Origin of the sequence: Oscillatoria sp. FACHB-1407 (genome assembly GCF_014697545.1) — a bacterium.
Lineage (GTDB): Bacteria > Cyanobacteriota > Cyanobacteriia > Elainellales > Elainellaceae > FACHB-1407.
In genome coordinates this window covers 42,198-59,083 of the sequence record NZ_JACJSA010000018.1, presented here as the reverse complement: position 1 = coordinate 59,083, position 16,886 = coordinate 42,198, and the positions used below count along the sequence as shown (strand labels likewise).

Genomic DNA, 16,886 nt, shown 5'->3' with positions numbered 1-16,886 from the left:
AATTAGTTTTAATGACGAGTTACTCTAACAAGCTCAAACGTTTACTGCTAATTATTCTCAGACGGCTACTACAGATCTGTTGGCGAAGTAACGATATCGGGGCAGGTGGAGTATTGAGCAGATAAGCTTTATCACTTGACAGAATCTCAACACAATATGTTTTGGCTTGGCTTCAAACCCATCCGTCATCGCCTTACCTTGGATGAACAGTGTCTGTAGGCTATTGAACAGACTGTCGGAATAGATTCGATAAGAATGCTTATCTGTTGACAGTATTTCTCAACAAGCATAGACTTAATTTTAGTGTTCTCCTCTCAAAGGATCGGCAGGTGGGGTTGGTCGGCAGACTGATCCCCCTTTTTTTGGGAATGGGGAGTGGGGAAGTGAGGGAGTAGGGAAGGAGAGGAGTAAGGGAGTAGAGGAATGGGAGGGAAGTGAGGCTTTAGCTTCAATTTGGGTTCTACATCTGGCGAATGAGTTCGCCGTTATGGGAGCCAAGTCTGCCTGCGTGGACGATGGAAAATCAAGGATTTACCGAACCGATGCAGGTCGGTTTGCTCTTGTAGCTGTGGTTTTACCCGCCAAAATCTTTATCCCGAACTCATACCAATTTGAATTGGCTTCGCTGCACATAATTCCGTAAGGGCGTTTCGCGAAACGCCCCTACCCAGTGATCTGCCACAATCAAACATTAAATCGGTATCAGGTTAGGCTTTAGCCTTCGACTTCATCACTCCATTACCCCAGCACCCTCCATCCCTTACACTGATAACTGTTGATGATCGTGGTTCTCCTTAAGCTATGGCTGCCGTTTCTGAAGTTTCTCGTGCTGCATCACCATCTACCGAAGTCTACGATGTGATTGTGATTGGCTCTGGCATTGGTGGACTGGTGACTGCGACCCAGTTAGCGGCTAAAGGGGCTAATGTCCTAGTGCTAGAGCGGTATTTAATTCCCGGAGGCAGTGCGGGTTATTTTGAGCGCAATGGCTATCGCTTTGATGTTGGGGCGTCGATGATTTTTGGGTTTGGCGATCGCGGCACTACAAATCTGCTGACTCGTGCGCTACAAGCGGTGAATGTCAGTTTGGAAACGATCCCTGATCCAGTGCAGATTCACTACCATCTGCCGCAGGGATTGGATCTGAAGGTACACCGCGACTATGAGAAGTTTTTGCAGGAGTTAACGGCTTACTTTCCCCATGAAAAGCAGGGAATTCGCAAGTTCTACGATGAGTGTTGGACGGTGTTTAATTGCCTCAACGCGATGGACTTGCTCTCGCTGGAGGAACCCCGTTATTTAACACGGGTCTTCTTTCAGCATCCTCTGGCTTGTCTAGGGTTAGTGAAATACCTGCCGCAGAATGTTGGAGATATTGCCCGTCGCTACATCAGTGATCCGATGTTGCTGAAGTTTATCGATATGGAGTGCTACTGCTGGTCAGTGGTTCCTGCCGATCGCACCCCAATGATTAACGCTGGCATGGTGTTTAGCGATCGCCACTATGGCGGCATCAACTATCCCAAAGGCGGAGTTGGGCAGATCGCTCAAAAGCTAGTGGAAGGGTTGGAAAAAGCCGGAAGCCAAATTCAATACAAAGCCAGAGTCACTGAGATTTTGCAAGAGAATGGGCGGGCAGTTGGGGTACGCCTCGCATCGGGTGACGTGTATCGAGCAAAGCGAGTTGTCTCGAATGCGACTCGGTGGGACACCTTTGAGAAACTCTTGCCCACGGCAATGCCCCGCTCTGAGCAAAAGTGGCAGCAACGCTACCAAAAATCCCCCAGCTTTTTTAGCTTACACCTGGGCATCAAAGCCGATGCCTTGCCTGTGGGAACCGAGTGTCACCACATTTTGTTGGAGGATTGGACAAACCTTGAAGCGGCAGAAGGCACGGTTTTTGTCTCAATTCCAACGTTGCTTGATCCCAGTCTTGCCCCACCCAATCACCACATTCTGCATGTCTTCACCCCCAGTTGGATTGAAGACTGGCAGGGGTTAACCACGACTGACTATCAACACAAAAAGGAGCAGACCGCAAATCGCCTGATCGATCGCCTCAACAAGATCTTTCCTGGTGTCTCTGATGCCCTGGACTATCAGGAGGCAGGGACTCCCCGGACGCATCGCCGATTTTTGGGACGGGATGATGGCACCTATGGTCCCATCCCCAGTCGCAAGTTGATGGGCTTGTTGGGAATGCCTTTTAACCGCACCGCCGTACCCGGACTGTATTGCGTGGGAGACAGCACCTTCCCTGGACAGGGGCTAAATGCTGTGGCATTTTCGGGATTTGCCTGCGCTCATCGGATTGCCGTTGATTTGGGACTGTAGGGAGGAGAGACGGGATAAAGGATAAGGGATAAAAAATAAAGGATAAAACGGGGAAGGAAAAGACAAGAACTGATCCTCGTTCTCTCTTATCCTTCTTCGTTCATCGTTCATTTTTCGTTCTTCATCCTTCATCTAAGACCGCCAGGACTGACTTGGGGAGAAGTTTTTCCTTAAACCAGATGACTCGCGCTGGAGTGTCGCTGATTTTGATTCCGGCTTTCTCTAAGTTGAGTCGCTCTGAAACGGCAAGGATTAAATTATCGCGATCGCACTGGCGCACTTGAGAAAACTTTTTACGCAAATACTCTGGTCGCCAATAGCCCACGATCTCTAACAAAAAGCTGCGTCCATCGGGGTGAACCAGCCGAAAGTCGGGGATCATGACGCTACCTGGAATCGGCAGCAGATCAACCTCTCGTTCTAACTTCCAGTCAGAGTTTAACGCCGTCCAGCGATCGACAAACGATGACTCAATCATGCTGTCGTAGGGTTTGCCGGGTGGGTAATGGCTAACTAACCCACAGTCTGAATTCAGGCTAAAGTAGCGTGTTTTGGTTGTATTGCTGTACTGATCCCGAATCAGGAGTTCGGCTTTGAGGCTCCACTTGGTGACATGCAACAAGGCGGGGATCAGTTTGGCGATGTCCAGCCCGTAGCGAGTACTGGGTTTGAATAAACTGGCAGGTCCGTCGATCGTGATAGTAAAGCCATGATCCGCGTCCCCTTCGATGTACGCCATCAAACCAAATAATTTGAGATAGCGAAAGAGTAGTTTGTATTCCCCTGGATCATTGCGGTGGGCTGTGATCTGAATATGATTAGCTTTATAGAAAATTCCCTGAACCTGGGATAGATTGTAGCGGTGCAGTAGTGTATCTGGAGTGGGTGTTTCAAACTGGGTAAGAATGCGGTTTTCAACCAGGTCAGCGTAGAGTCCGCTCTGGAGTTGAGATGGAAGGATCTCTTGTCCTAACTCCTCACTTAATTGCTGGGCAACCGTTTCCAACGTTGTGGTAGCGGTCTGAGGAAGGGGAACGGTTTGAGCGGCGATCGCAAAAACTCTCTCTCGCAATTGTTGAGGCTCCAGGGGACTGACCACTTCAAAGGTGCTGAAGTTTGCTCGCAACAAATGAGCTAAGCCACGCTTGATCCGATAGTCAGTTTCCTCCCCCTCTAATGCCTGGAGGTGTTGATTTAGCTCCCCCTGGGTCTTCCCCTGAGCCTGTTGAAACAGAGCAATCACATCCTGAGCGATCGCCCGATTTCGTTCGTTAAGTGGCAACCGCCTGGGGGTAACTTCTTCCCCTGCTTGCCGATATATCAATAACTCGGTCGGCAACATGCTGTTTGATATGAGGTGTAATGTGCATCTGTTGTTTTATCGCGATCGCCATCCAGGTTAAGGCAGAGGAAATGTGGGCGGTTTGCCTCCAGTCAGGTGTCCCAACCCTGCACTCCTTCTGACCCTGATGATTATGGCTAAAGGACTAATTCTGTGTTGAGTTGTATCGACTTCAACCCCAAAGCGATATTAGTACAACCCGTAAGGGTATTTTGTATTCTAGTCCAGACATCATTGTTAGGTCAGGAGCATGGTGATTGAAGCTGTCATGCTCACCGAGTAGCCTGAATCCAACCAATTCAGTTGCTGTCAAATTTATAGAAACATGATGACCAAGATTTTAGTGATTGAAGATCAAGAATCTCTACGGGAAGAAATTATTGAATTGCTTGGTCTAGAACAGTTTCAAGTTATAGGGGCCGCTGATGGTCGAACAGGATTAGAGTTAGCCCAGAGTAAACACCCTGACCTCATTTTGTGTGATGTCACGATGCCTGAATTAGATGGGCATGAAGTGCTCTCGGCGTTGCGACAAAACTCCCTGACAGCGACCATTCCTTTTATTTTTTTGACGGCTCGCACCGATAAGACAGACCTGCGACAGGGGATGCAACTGGGAGCGGATGACTATCTCACCAAGCCCTTTACCCGGACAGAGTTATTGGCAGCGATCGCGGCTCAGTTACGGAAGCAGGAAGCTATCATTCGCAAAACTCAGCAAACCATTGATACGTTGCGAAACAACATTACACTGTCGTTGCCGCATGAATTGCACACCCCTCTGTCTGCCATTATCAGCCTGTCTGAGTTGCTGATCGAAGACTGCGACAAACAACCCGTGTCTGAAACCCGCGAAATGTTGGAGATGATTCGAGGGTCGGCTGAGCAACTGTATGGCTTAACGCAAAACTTTTTGTTGCAGGCTGAGTTAGAACTAATTGCCACCGATTCAAACCGCATTGCCGCATTGCGACGAAGCAAAACCAACCATCTCATTCGGGCGATCGCTGAAACCGCAGAATCGATCGCTCAACAGGCAGACCGTATAGCGGATTTGCAGATTCATTTGCAGGATGCTAGCGTGGCGATCGCTGAAAAGCACCTGCAAAAGATTGCTCAGGAAATTGTTGATAATGCCTTTAAGTTTTCTCGACCGGGCTCGGTTGTTACGATCACGACTGACCTCAAAGCTGATGAGTTTTGGCTTGTGATTTGCGATCGCGGACGGGGTATGACTCCAGAACAAGTTGCGAATGTTGGGACTTATATGCAATTTGAGCGTTTCCTGCACGAACAGCAAGGCTCTGGATTGGGGTTGGCGTTGACAAAACGTCTAGCTGAGCTATACGGCGGAAGTTTGCTCATTGAGAGTGTTCCTAACCAGCAAACCACGGTGCGAGTTCAGTTGCCCAGGGCAATGTGATGGCTTAATCTAACGTCAATTCGGTTTAAGAACCCGGCGAATGAATTCGCGGCTACTAAAGCAAAGTCCGCCGACGCGGACTCCGGAAAAGGCAGGATTGGCGAACCGACGCAGGTCGGTTTTGCGCTGATATAGCGATCGCCAAAACCATTAGGACATGCATTGGAGTCCTGCTGCGAGAGACGCGATTAATCGCGTCTGTCCTGTTGAGTGCCTTGTCTTAACTGGGGTGACTACGGCTATAGCTGCGGTTTCAACCGCCAAAATCCTGATCTCGAACTCATACCAAATCAGATGGAGATCAAGACAGATGTCGTTAGGGGCGGGTTTGGCAGATCAGTTCTTGGGTTTGCTGTTAGTAAACCGCTAAACCCGCCCCTACGAGCGTCCGCATTTGCACTGGAAACCATTTAAAGCGGTATCAGGTTAATCTAATCGATGAATTTTGAGAAAGTTGGTGCCCCGTTCTGCCTGAATTGGGCTGCCTCCCAGAACTAGAATGCGATCGCCCGAAGTTGCCAGTTCTCGCTGTTTCAGCCCATGTTCGACCTGACGCACCAGATCCTCCACTGACGCAACCGATTGCTCTAACAAAAATGGAGTTACCCCCCAGATCAAGTTCAACCGATGATAGACTGCCGCATTTGGAGTAAACGCCACAATCGGAGCACGAGGACGCTCCGCCGCAACCAGTCGAGCCGTATAGCCAGTGGTAGTAAACGCTGCAATACACTGCAAATTGAGGATCTTGTCCACAATGTTGATGGCTTCACTCATAGCATGAGTTTCGTCATCCTCAATTGGCGGCAGGTTAGGGATCTCTAGTGCGGATTCCACCTCGATCGCAATCCGAGCCATCATCTCCACAGCCCGCACCGGAAAATCCCCCACTGCCGACTCTCCCGACAACATCACGGCATCTGTGCCATCGAGAATGGCGTTCGCGACGTCGCTGGCTTCTGCACGGGTTGGACGGGGATTTTTGATCATGCTCTCTAACATCTGCGTTGCGGTAATCACCGGAATGCCCCGTTGATTGCAGATGCGAATCAGCCGTTTTTGGATCAGGGGCACTTTCTCTGGATTGACCTCAACCCCCAGGTCGCCCCGCGCCACCATGATGCCGTCGCACTCGCTGGCGATCGCCTCAAACTGAGCAACCGCCTGAGGTTTTTCAATCTTGGCTAAAACAGGCATATTGGTGGCCCCCTTTTCCGCCAATAGTGCCCGCAGGGCTTTAACATCCTCTGCGCGGCGCACAAAACTGAGCGCAACCCAATCGACACCTTGTGCCAAGCCAAACTCTAAATCCTGGCGGTCTTTGTCCGTGAGTGATGGCAATCGCAAATCCAGGTTGGGCAAGTTCACCCCTTTGCGGCTTTTGAGCATCCCTCCCCGAATCACCTGACAGGTGACACCAGGAGCCGCGATCGCCTCAATGCGAAACTCTAGCAAGCCATCATCCAGCAAGATGCGGGAACCCACTTCGGCTTCCTCGGCTAAGTAGGGGTAGTCGATGGGAACAGTGTTGGCTTGTCCTGTGTAGTGTTCCAACGGAACGAGTTCTAGCTGTGCTCCATCCTCTAGAGCGATCGCCCCATCGGATAACTGCCCCACCCGCACCTTCGGTCCCTGGAGATCTTGCAACAGGGCGATCGGAGTGTCTAATTCATCAGAGGCTTGCCGCAAGAGTTTAACTGTTTTCGCATGGTCGTCATAGCTGCCGTGAGAGAAGTTGAGCCGCGCCACGGCCATGCCTGCTTGAATCAACTGCCGAATTACTTCAATCGAACTGCTAGCAGGTCCAATCGTAGCAACGATCTTAGTGCGGTGTGAGGGCAGTTTCATAAGAGGAAAGGATAAAGGATGAAGGATGAAGGATAAAAAGAGCGATCGCAAAATCTGCTTCTATGCAAAATCCTGAACATATCCAACAAATCTACTAGTACGTTACGCTAACGCTAGCCTATCCGATTCACCTATCTACCCCTTTTTCCTGTTCTTTCTTCTTTTTTCTCTCTTTTCTTCTCAAAGGCGCGATAAATCGCGCCCCTTCTTATCCTTTATCCTTTATCCTTTCTCTCTTCTAATACTCCTCATCCAGTTGTGGTTCTTCATTAGAGCCAAACTGTTTGCGAAGGCGATCGCGCACGGAGATGACGGCGATGTAGAGTACAGGCACGATAAACAAGCTCAGGAAAGTAGAAACTAACAATCCTCCTGTAACGGTCGTACCTAAGGATTGACGGCTTCCAGCTCCTGCACCTGTGGCAAACATCAGCGGTAGGAAGCCCGCGATCGAGGAGAGTGCCGTCATAAGGATGGGTCGTAGTCGATCTTGGGCGGCTTCGACGACGGCTTTAGTGGTTGACAGTCCAGTTGATTTCAGTTGGTTGGCAAACTCCACAATCAAAATCGAGTTTTTACTAGCCAAACCAATCAGCATCACTAAACCAATTTGACAGTAAACATCGTTGATTAAGCCTCGGAGCGATTGTGCCCCCAATGCCCCTAAGACCGCCAGTGGCACCGCTAAAAGAATAATGAGAGGGTCAAAATAATTCTCGTACTGGGCTGCCAATACCAGAAATACAAAGATGATCCCAAAGACGAAGATCAGCGGGGCTTGCCCTCCTGATTCAACTTCTTCCAGAGCTGTGCCTGACCACTCATAGCCATATCCAGCAGGAAGAACCTGTCCGGCAACTTGCTCCATCGCGTTGATGGCATCTCCAGAGCTATAGCCCGGAGCCGGACCACCATTAATCTCAATCGAGCGGAACAGGTTGTAGTGGTTAATGGTCTGCGCCCCTGTTCGAGGGGTCAACGTTACCAAATTGCTCAGCGGAATCATTTGATCGGTTGCTGAGCGGACATACAACTGTCCAACATCCTCTGGCTTAGAGCGAAACTGCTCATCCGCCTGGACATACACGCGATAGTTGCGTTGTCCTAATGTGAAATCGTTCACATACTCGGAACCAATCGAGGTTTGCAAGGTGTTGAACACATCTTCGACTGAGACTTGTAACGCCTCTGCTGCATCGCGATTGACCTCAACTAGCAGTTGTGGTGTGCTAGCGGCGTAGGTGCTGAAGACAGCCTGTAACCCCTCGGTCTGATTTGCCTGTCCCAGCAGTTGCCCCATTGCCTGCACGAGTTGATTAATATCTCCAGTGCCACGGCGATCTTGCAACTGGAAGGTAAAGCCTCCAAAGTTACCCAAGCCCTGAATTGGGGGTGGGTTTACAGGAAAGACCCTGGCTTCGGTGATGGTCGAAAACTTACCAAATAGTTGACCAATAATGGCTTGAACCGATTGCCCTGGTCCTCTGCGCTCTGACCACGGTCTTAAGGTCGTGAAAATGGCTCCACTATTGGCAATGTTGCCACTGCCGAGGCTAAATCCACCTACCGCAAAAACCCCCAAAGATTCGGGTAGAGCGATCAACTCCTGCTCAATCTTCTGCATCACCTGATCGGTGTAGTTGAGGGAAACCCCTTCAGGAGCCTGCACGATGGTAATAAAGTAGCCCTGGTCTTCTTCAGGTAAAAACCCCGTCGGCACGTTGAGATACAGCAGTGCTGTTAGCCCCAGTGAAACGACAAATAGCCCAATCACAAAAGCTCGGATGCGAACCACGAAATTGAGTATGCGCTCATATCGCCGACGAACGGCTTCAAACGCCTGGTTAAAGCGATCAAAAAACCACCGCAACGGTCCACTTTGAACTCCCTGACCCCGACGCAGCAGCAATGCACACAATGCCGGAGTTAGCGTCAATGCCAGAAACGTGGAAACCGTGATTGCAAAGGCGATCGTCAAAGCAAACTGGCGGTAGAGCGACCCGGTTGTACCCGGAAAAAATGCCACTGGTACAAACACCGCTATCAAAACCAGCGAGGTCGCAACTACCGCACTAGCCAATTCTTGCATTGCCTCGAATGCGGCTCGTCGTGGGCTTAAGCCCTGATCTTGAATCTTTTTACTGATATCCTCCACGACAACGATCGCGTCATCCACAACGACCCCGGTTGATAGCGTTAAACCAAATAGGGTCAAGCTATTGAGGCTAAAGCCAAAGGCTTTTACAAAGATAAAAGTACCAACCAAAGCCGCAGGAATTGTTAGAGCCGGAATTAGCGTATTTCGCCAGTCTTGCAAGAAGATGAAGAGGATCACGACCACCAGGGCGATCGCCGTAATTAGCGTGATCAACAGTTCTTCGAGTGATGCCTCAACAAACGAGGTCGTATCAAAGGCAATCTGGTATTGCAACCCTGGAGGAAAATCATTTTGCAGCCTTTCTAACTCCTGCTTAACCGAGCGAGCCACATCTAATGCATTACTACCCGGAAGTTGAGTAATCCCTAAACCAACCGCTTCACTCCCTCTAAATCGCAAGAACGAGTTATAGTCTTCTGCCCCTAACTCAACTCTTCCCACGTCTCCGAATTTAATCAGAGTACCGTCATCTTCCGTTCGCAGCACCAAATTTTCAAACTCAGCCGGGTCAGTGAGGCGGCTAACCGCCCGCAAATCCACCTGATAGAGCTGTTCATCTGGAGAAGGCTGTTGCCCAATTCGCCCGACCCCAACCTGCAAATTTTGAGCATTGATCGCATTGACGACATCCTGGGGTGTCAGATTGCGGCTTGCCAATTTGGTTGGGTCAATCCACAGCCGCATGGCGTATTGGCGTTCGCCAAAAATAATAACGTCGCCTACCCCACGAATGCGTCGGAGAGCATCCAAGATATAGAGATCGGCATAATTGCTCAAGAAGATCGGGTCGTATTGGTCATTCTCGGCATACAGCCCGATCGCCATCAAGAAGTTACTGGACTCCTTGTTCACCGTAATCCCAGTTCGTTGAACGCTCTCGGGCAGTTGCGGCTCGGCAACCGAGATGCGGTTCTGCACATCCACCGCCGCAATGTCAATGTCACGGGATGCATCAAAGGTAACCGTAATGGTGCTGGTGCCACTATTACTGCTACTAGAGGTCATGTAGCGCAAACCCTGCACACCATTAATCTCACGTTCTAAGATGCTGGTGACGCTACTCTCAACGGCTTCAGCATCCGCCCCAGTGTAGATCGCATTCACCGTCACCTGAGGGGGGGAGATTTCAGGAAATTGGGCGATTGGCAGTGTCGGAATGCTAATGGCACCCAAAAGCAAAATAATCAAAGCGCAAACTGTAGCAAAGACAGGACGCTTGATAAAGAAATTGGCAAACATGGGGCTGATGGGGTGAGAAGAGCAACAGGTTAATAGGATTTTGGATTGCGGATTTTGGGTTTTGAATTGGGCGGTCTAGATTAGGGGACACCAAGCTTCGAGCTACCCAATTCTTGATTGCAACAGTTGCAAATCAAACCTCAAAATTTTGAACTTTCTATTGGGGTTGAGGTGCGGCTGGAGGTGCATCTGACATTGGCATGATGGGGATTCCATCTGCCAGATTTAATACACCAGAGGTGACGATTTGTTCTCCGGGTTGCAGTCCTTCTAAAACGTGATAGCTATTGCCCTGCAAGTCACCCAGCTTAACCTCACGCTGACGAGCGATGAGTTGGGGTTGCCCCTCGGCTGGTTGTCCTGGTTGGGGTTGCGATCGCTCTGCCACAAACACAAAGGTCTGCCCCCCTAAGCGGGAAATTGCCGCTGTCGGAACCAAAATACCGGAGGTTTCACTCCAGATCACACGAGCTCGTACAAATTGCCCTGCCAGCAATCGTCCATTGGGGTTGGCAAAGTTGGCTTTCACCAAAATGCTCTGCGCTGCACTATTCACTTGAGGCGCGATAAAGCTGAGTTGCCCTGTACCAATGGGGTTGCCCTGGACATCGAGCAACTCAACCCGTTGTCCATTCCGCAGATCGGAGCCACGCTCCAGAGGAACTGCGATTTCTAGCTCTAACTCCTGGCTCTGAGTCACACTCGTGACCTGATCACCCGCTTGCACATAGTCGCCCAGCTTAACCGGAATGTCTCCCACCGTGCCTGCAAACGGTGCGCTAATCACCGTGTCTTGGAGTTGAGCGTTGGAGGCGGCAGCATTTGCCTGTGCCTCAGCCAGGGCTGCTTCTGCTTCTGCTAAATTGGCGCGAGAGGCTTGAATTCGACGATCGATTGCATTCAACTGGGCAATGGCAGTGTTGCGATCGCGCTGCACGGTATCTAATTGTTGTTGAGCAAACGCCCCTTCTGATACCAGAGCAGAAATACGTTGATATTCTGCATTTTGCAGTTCCACCTCTGCTACATTCGCCAGACGTTCGGCTTGCAACGCCTGCAACTCAGAGGTAGCGTTTGCTCGAATGGCACGCGCCGAATTCACACTGGCAAGCACACTGGCATATTCGGCTTGTCGTTGGTCGGCACTCAATTCCACGAGGGGTTGACCTGCTGCAACGCGATCGCCCGGATCGACAAAAATGCGGCTGACTCGCCCATCAATCTCTGGGCTAAGTTCCACTGAGTTACGAGACTCTAAAGTGCCGACAAACTCTGACGCTTCTTCTACATTGCCAGTTTGCAATGTCTCTAACTCAACAGGAGCCGCTTGCGCCTGTGCTGCTCCGGGAGGGCCGCCTGCTTGACCTGCCGATCGACTGCGCCACCATTGCCATCCAAACCCTAAACCCAGAAGAACCAGGAGCACCATGAGTGCGGTGAGCCAGGGACGACCTTGCTTAGGGGAGGGGCGATAGGGAATCGCGATATCAGAATCGTTAGTCGTCTTGATAGTAGCGTTAGACGGACTGCCGTCAGGTAATTTGTTAGACGGTTCAGGAGGTGTCATAGGTGTCTCCAGGCGACTTAACGATGATTAGGCTATCTAAAAATATAAGAAGAGCAGTTCAAAAAACTTCACCCAAGCGGGTTAGCAACTTATCCTCCGGTGAATTAGAGTTGTCAATCGCTACAGTGCGGGTAAATACAACCTTTGGTGGGAGTACCGAGAATAGTTGATGTGAGGCGGGAATACACGTCTGGGGAATCTAACGGAGTATCAAGTCCAGCAAGGCGTTAGACGGTGACGGTTAACGTCGAACGTACTAGTTTTTCTATTGTGGAGGGAATGAAACTCTTTCCTAATCGAAAATAGGGCAAATTATTTCGCATCCTTACTGTACTGCACAGTATCATTCAATCTCTCGAATGTCTATCTATAGTGGTGCCTGCTTGGATGAAGTAAGGAGGTGTGAAGATTCCTCCTAACCCCCTGTCCTGAACCAACTTGCACACGGCTATAGAAGTAGCCATCTTGCAGTTGAGTTTTCTCCGTCAAGATTTTGCGAAACACATGTAATTCTGTCACTCTTTCCAATGGGCTTTTTAGAACTGAGACAAGAGAAAAACGGATGTGAAGACCATTTGAAATAAGCGATCACGTTTAGAGTTGATGTTGTCTTTAGCTAAGGTCTTTGTAAATTGAGGCACAAAGTGCTATAAGGGAATAAGGAAGCAGTTATGAGGCTGCTCATGGTTGGTCTGTGGTACTTCATCGGCTTGCGATGATATAAGACCACCTGACAAAAGATTAGCCCCGCTTACTCAGTTCGTTCTGAATATGGTTTTCAATACAGATTTCTGGGTTTTCTAGAAAATCCAGCACTCGTCGCTGCGATTTTTTGGAATTAGGGCACTTTCAGGTTCAAACAGTAGATTTCGTTAACGAGATTGCCACAAAAGGTAAAGGTTCTTATGCAATATTTGCTAATTGATGCTCACAAGAGATTCTTGGGGACTCTAGACTCCGAAGAAGCTCTGTCAGTAGGTGATACGTTTCAAAATGACAACAATCAAACCTATGCTGTTGTAGGTTTAAATTGGTCGCTCCAACGTAACCGTCAAACTCAATCTCTTACTGTTATTCGAGTTAATCCTCAACGCTCGGAGAACAATTAGATTGCATTTAAATCGCTTCTAGAGAGTGATCTCAGACATTAGATTCATACTCTACAGAAGCGATCGCCCCTCTCCAGTTTTTGGTATTTTTCTACATTGCAAGTTCTGCGCTTGCGTGAGACTCTCATAGTCATTGCGTTTAGGGGTGTGTTAACTCTCACACCCCAATTATTATGTGGGTATAGGTGCTGGAGTAACGGTAATCGCCATCTGATACCAATTTGAATTGGCTTCGCTGCACAGGATTCCGTAGGGGCGTTTCGCGAAACGCCCCTACCCAGTGATCTGCCACAACCAAACATTAAATCGGTATGATTTACAGCCCTACGCATATGCATTAGGACATAAGAGGGTGTGAGGGCTGCGCCCCCAGCCAGGGGTTCCACCCCTGCACCCCGTTCTAACTTTAGTGGGTACTGCTATATAGCCGTAGTCACCTCCGTTAAGATAAAGCACTCAACGGAACAGACGCGATTCATCGCATCTCTCAGCAGGACTCAAATTCAATGTCCTAATGGTTTTGGCGATCGCTATAACTCCAGACTCCGGTTAATTCACTGGGGGTAGTGCCCTGACGCTGAGATTGGATGCACTAGTGCTCAAAAATGCCCTGATATTGCAGCAGATCCAGCGCAACAAAAGTCGGTAAGCAGGCAAAACATTGTTCTGCAAGTTCCCACCGTTGTTCTCGCTTGAGCATATCGGTGAGTTTTTGCCGCACGGATAGCAAATAGCGCACATCACCGCTTGCATAGCGGAGTTGATCGACCGACAAGTTGGCAGAATTTCCCCAATCTGAGCTTTGGGCAGTTTTATCAAGTTCAATTTGCTCTAGCTCTAGCACTAATTCCTTTAAGCCATGTTTAGGGCTGTAGGTGCGAGCGAGTTTGCTGGCAATTTTTGTGCAAAAAACAGGGCTGACCTCAATACCCAGGTGATATTGCAAGGTTGCCAGATCAAATCGCGCAAAATGAAATACCTTGAGCAATTGCTGATGTTCCAGTAATTGTTGCAGATAGGGGGCAGAGGTTTGTCCCTGAGCAATGCGAACCACCGTTACATGCCCCTGGGGATCACAGAGTTGCACCAAACAAAGGCGATCGCGCTGAGGCAGTAACCCCATCGTTTCGGTGTCAACTGCCACTTCGTCGGATTGCAGATAAAGCTCTAAGAGGTCTTGCGAAAGGTCGCGATCGCACAATTGAAAGGCGTCAGATTCCATGGTTAATTTTGCCGACTACGAACAAATATTTGAGTGAAATAATATTGTCCCCGACTATTGCGGGCTACGCCAATCCCAGTCAGGTTATATTGTCCTTGAATGTTTTGGCGATGTCCTGAACTGTTGATCCATCCCGTAACAGCCCGTCGATCGGGATCAGAGTAACCCTGATTGGTCGCCACATTTTCAGCAATGCTATTCCAGGCGATCGTCCGGCGAATCGCTGAACCTCGCTGGTTAAACCCATCATGCCCAAACGCCACACGTCCTGCTGCCATTGCCTGACTGTGCGATCGCGCCTGTTCGCTAATACGGGGATCGAGGGTCAGAGGGGGCAATCCCTGATCGCGTCGATATTGGTTAATCTGCGTATGAATCGCCTGTTCTAACGCCTCAGTTGAGGTGGCGGAGGGAGTCGGACTGGGAGACGTGCGGGGAGGTTGTTGGGCGATCGATGGGACGATTGCTCCTCCACCAAGGATTAGGCTGCTAACGGTCAGCAGCACTGAAGCTCTAGCCCATGTGGCTCGTGGTTTCATCCAGTCTGGAATGGCTGCGTCTGAAAAGAATTTCATAGTCAACATCGTTGATGTAAACGCCGTTGATCAAGACGCAGCATCCCTATGCAAAGGTTTCTAATGTTCTATGTCAAATCGAGGATTTTAGCGACAGTCTGTACATCTTTGTCACCTCGCCCAGAGCAATTGATCACAATCCGGGGGTTGCCCGTCAGTTGGGGGCACAGCGTTTCCAGATAGGCGATCGCATGGGCTGTTTCTAGCGCAGGAATAATGCCCTCTAAGCGAGAAAGCCGTTGCAACCCTTCTAACGCCTGTTTATCAGTGACGCTGTAATATTCTGCGCGACCAGAATCTTTTAGGAAGCTGTGCTCTGGACCCACACCCGGATAGTCGAGTCCGGCACTGATGGAATACGGCTCAATCACCTGGCCATCGCTATCTTGCAACAGATAACTCATCGCCCCGTGTAGCACCCCGACGCGCCCACGGGTTAGTGTTGCTGCGTGTTTATCGGAGTCAACACCTTCTCCACCCGCTTCGATGCCAATCATGCGCACGGTAGGATCATCAATAAACTCGTGGAATAGCCCCATGGCGTTGGAACCGCCACCGACACACGCGAGGAGAATGTCAGGTAACCCACCCCACACGGTCTGACACTGCGATCGCGTTTCTTCTCCAATAATTGCCTGAAATTCTCTCACTAGCATGGGATAGGGGTGAGGTCCAGCCACCGATCCCAAGATGTAATGCGTCGTCTCTACGTTGGTCACCCAATCACGAATCGCTTCAGAGGTCGCATCTTTGAGGGTTCCGGTGCCCGCCTCAACGGGACGCACCTCTGCTCCCATGAGGCGCATCCGAAAGACATTAAGGGCTTGCCGCTCCATGTCGTGAACGCCCATATAAATGATGCAGTTCAGCCCAAATCGCGCACATACCGTTGCGGTTGCGACACCGTGCTGACCTGCTCCTGTCTCTGCGATGATGCGTTGTTTGCCCATTCGCTTTGCCAACAATACCTGACCCAGCGCATTGTTGATTTTGTGAGCACCCGTGTGGTTCAAATCTTCGCGCTTGAGATAAATCTGCGCTCCACTCCCATCGGGACGGGCATAGTGTTGAGTTAGCCGTTCTGCAAAGTAGAGGGGACTGGGTCTGCCCACATAATCGCGCATCAACCCCTGCAACTCCTGCTGAAACTCAGGATCATTGCGATATTGCTCAAAGGCGGTTTCCAGTTCGCTGAGGGCAGGCATCAACGTTTCGGGGACGTATTTGCCGCCAAACTGACCAAACCGACCAAGCGCGTCAGGACGTTGAACAGAAGATTGAGCCGAGGCAGACTGGGGAGAAATGGGAGTCAGAGTCACGGTGCTAATCAACAATTAAGAGTAGGACGGATGCAAGTAGTTTTTATTATACGGGGTTGGGATGGGGTAGGTGGTCAACAGTCGCTCGTTTGATGCTACGAATAACAGTTCGGTTTCAGATTTGGCGAATGAATTGGCGGCTATCAGAACCAAGTCCGCCTTCTTGGACTGAGGAAAATCAAGGGTTTGCTGAACTGACGTGGGTCGGTTTTGTTCCTGTAGCGGCGGTTTCAGCCGCCAAGATCCTTATCCTGAACTCAGGTTTTTTACCGCAACCTGTGAGCGATCGCAAGAGCTAATCAATCTATTTCTATCCTCCGCAGATCAAGCATAATTAAGCTTAGGTGTTTGCTCTTTGTTTCTGATTCAGATGGCTTCTAAACGCACTTCTTCCGGATCTAACTCTCAGCCTGATTCACAACGGGTGGTCTATCGTGAGTTTGGCAACGCTGAATCGGCTAAGGCGTTAGAGCGGGGTGTGCCGGATTTGCCTCCCAATCAACAACAGGTCAGAGTGCAGGCATCACGGAAGGGACGCAAGGGCAAAACAGTGACGGTCATTAGTGGGTTTCAGACTACACCGGAGACACTCACCTCATTGTTAAAACAACTCAAGGCTCAATGTGGGGCAGGCGGTACACTGAAGGAGAGTGAGATCGAAATTCAGGGGGATCACACTCAAAAGATTGTGCAAGTGTTGACACAGTTGGGCTACAAGGCAAAGGTGAGTGGTGGATCGTAGAACTGTTA

At 49.9% G+C, this 16,886-nt stretch carries 11 protein-coding genes; 4 read left to right on the top strand and 7 right to left on the bottom strand.

The window, feature by feature from the left end:
• Positions 1 to 801 precede the first annotated feature (801 nt).
• Entirely contained in the window at positions 802 to 2,334 is a 1,533-nt protein-coding gene (crtH, locus tag H6G89_RS24560; protein ID WP_190511406.1) for a carotenoid isomerase, read from the top strand.
• A 121-nt stretch (positions 2,335 to 2,455) separates the two neighbouring features.
• Here crtH and H6G89_RS24555 read toward each other — a convergent pair whose 3' ends face one another.
• Complete coding sequence (locus H6G89_RS24555; RefSeq protein WP_190511404.1) at positions 2,456 to 3,676, bottom strand: DUF790 family protein; 1,221 nt, start codon at positions 3,674 to 3,676, stop codon at positions 2,456 to 2,458.
• Between the two features lie 325 nt (positions 3,677 to 4,001).
• On the opposite strand from H6G89_RS24555, the gene H6G89_RS24550 reads away from it, so the two are divergent.
• Entirely contained in the window at positions 4,002 to 5,099 is a 1,098-nt protein-coding gene (locus tag H6G89_RS24550; RefSeq protein WP_309230094.1) for a hybrid sensor histidine kinase/response regulator, read from the top strand.
• Positions 5,100 to 5,525: 426 nt separating this feature from the next.
• On the opposite strand, the gene pyk is transcribed toward H6G89_RS24550, so the two are convergent.
• The 6 genes from pyk to trpB form a co-directional block, all read right to left on the bottom strand.
• Positions 5,526 to 6,947, bottom strand: a complete 1,422-nt coding sequence (gene pyk / locus H6G89_RS24545) for a pyruvate kinase (protein ID WP_190511402.1) — start codon at positions 6,945 to 6,947, stop codon at positions 5,526 to 5,528.
• A gap of 238 nt (positions 6,948 to 7,185) precedes the next feature.
• Positions 7,186 to 10,344, bottom strand: coding sequence for an efflux RND transporter permease subunit (locus H6G89_RS24540; RefSeq protein WP_190511400.1), 3,159 nt, complete (start codon positions 10,342 to 10,344; stop codon positions 7,186 to 7,188).
• Positions 10,345 to 10,501: 157 nt separating this feature from the next.
• A complete protein-coding gene (locus H6G89_RS24535; protein ID WP_190511398.1) occupies positions 10,502 to 11,911 on the bottom strand; it encodes an efflux RND transporter periplasmic adaptor subunit in 1,410 nt (469 codons plus the stop codon).
• Positions 11,912 to 13,612: 1,701 nt separating this feature from the next.
• A complete protein-coding gene (locus tag H6G89_RS24530; RefSeq protein ID WP_190511396.1) occupies positions 13,613 to 14,242 on the bottom strand; it encodes a ribonuclease H-like domain-containing protein in 630 nt (209 codons plus the stop codon).
• 2 nt (positions 14,243 to 14,244) lie between these two features.
• Positions 14,245 to 14,826, bottom strand: a complete 582-nt coding sequence (locus H6G89_RS24525) for a CAP domain-containing protein (protein ID WP_242060105.1) — start codon at positions 14,824 to 14,826, stop codon at positions 14,245 to 14,247.
• Between the two features lie 59 nt (positions 14,827 to 14,885).
• The gene (gene trpB, locus H6G89_RS24520) at positions 14,886 to 16,136 is read right to left on the bottom strand and encodes a tryptophan synthase subunit beta (protein ID WP_190511394.1); all 1,251 of its coding nucleotides are present in this window, start codon (positions 16,134 to 16,136) and stop codon (positions 14,886 to 14,888) included.
• 128 nt (positions 16,137 to 16,264) lie between these two features.
• Here trpB and H6G89_RS24515 point away from each other — a divergent pair, with 128 nt between their 5' ends.
• Positions 16,265 to 16,435, top strand: a complete 171-nt coding sequence (locus tag H6G89_RS24515; RefSeq protein ID WP_190511392.1) for a hypothetical protein — start codon at positions 16,265 to 16,267, stop codon at positions 16,433 to 16,435.
• A gap of 71 nt (positions 16,436 to 16,506) precedes the next feature.
• Complete coding sequence (locus H6G89_RS24510; protein ID WP_190511390.1) at positions 16,507 to 16,878, top strand: translation initiation factor; 372 nt, start codon at positions 16,507 to 16,509, stop codon at positions 16,876 to 16,878.
• Positions 16,879 to 16,886: the final 8 nt, after the last annotated feature.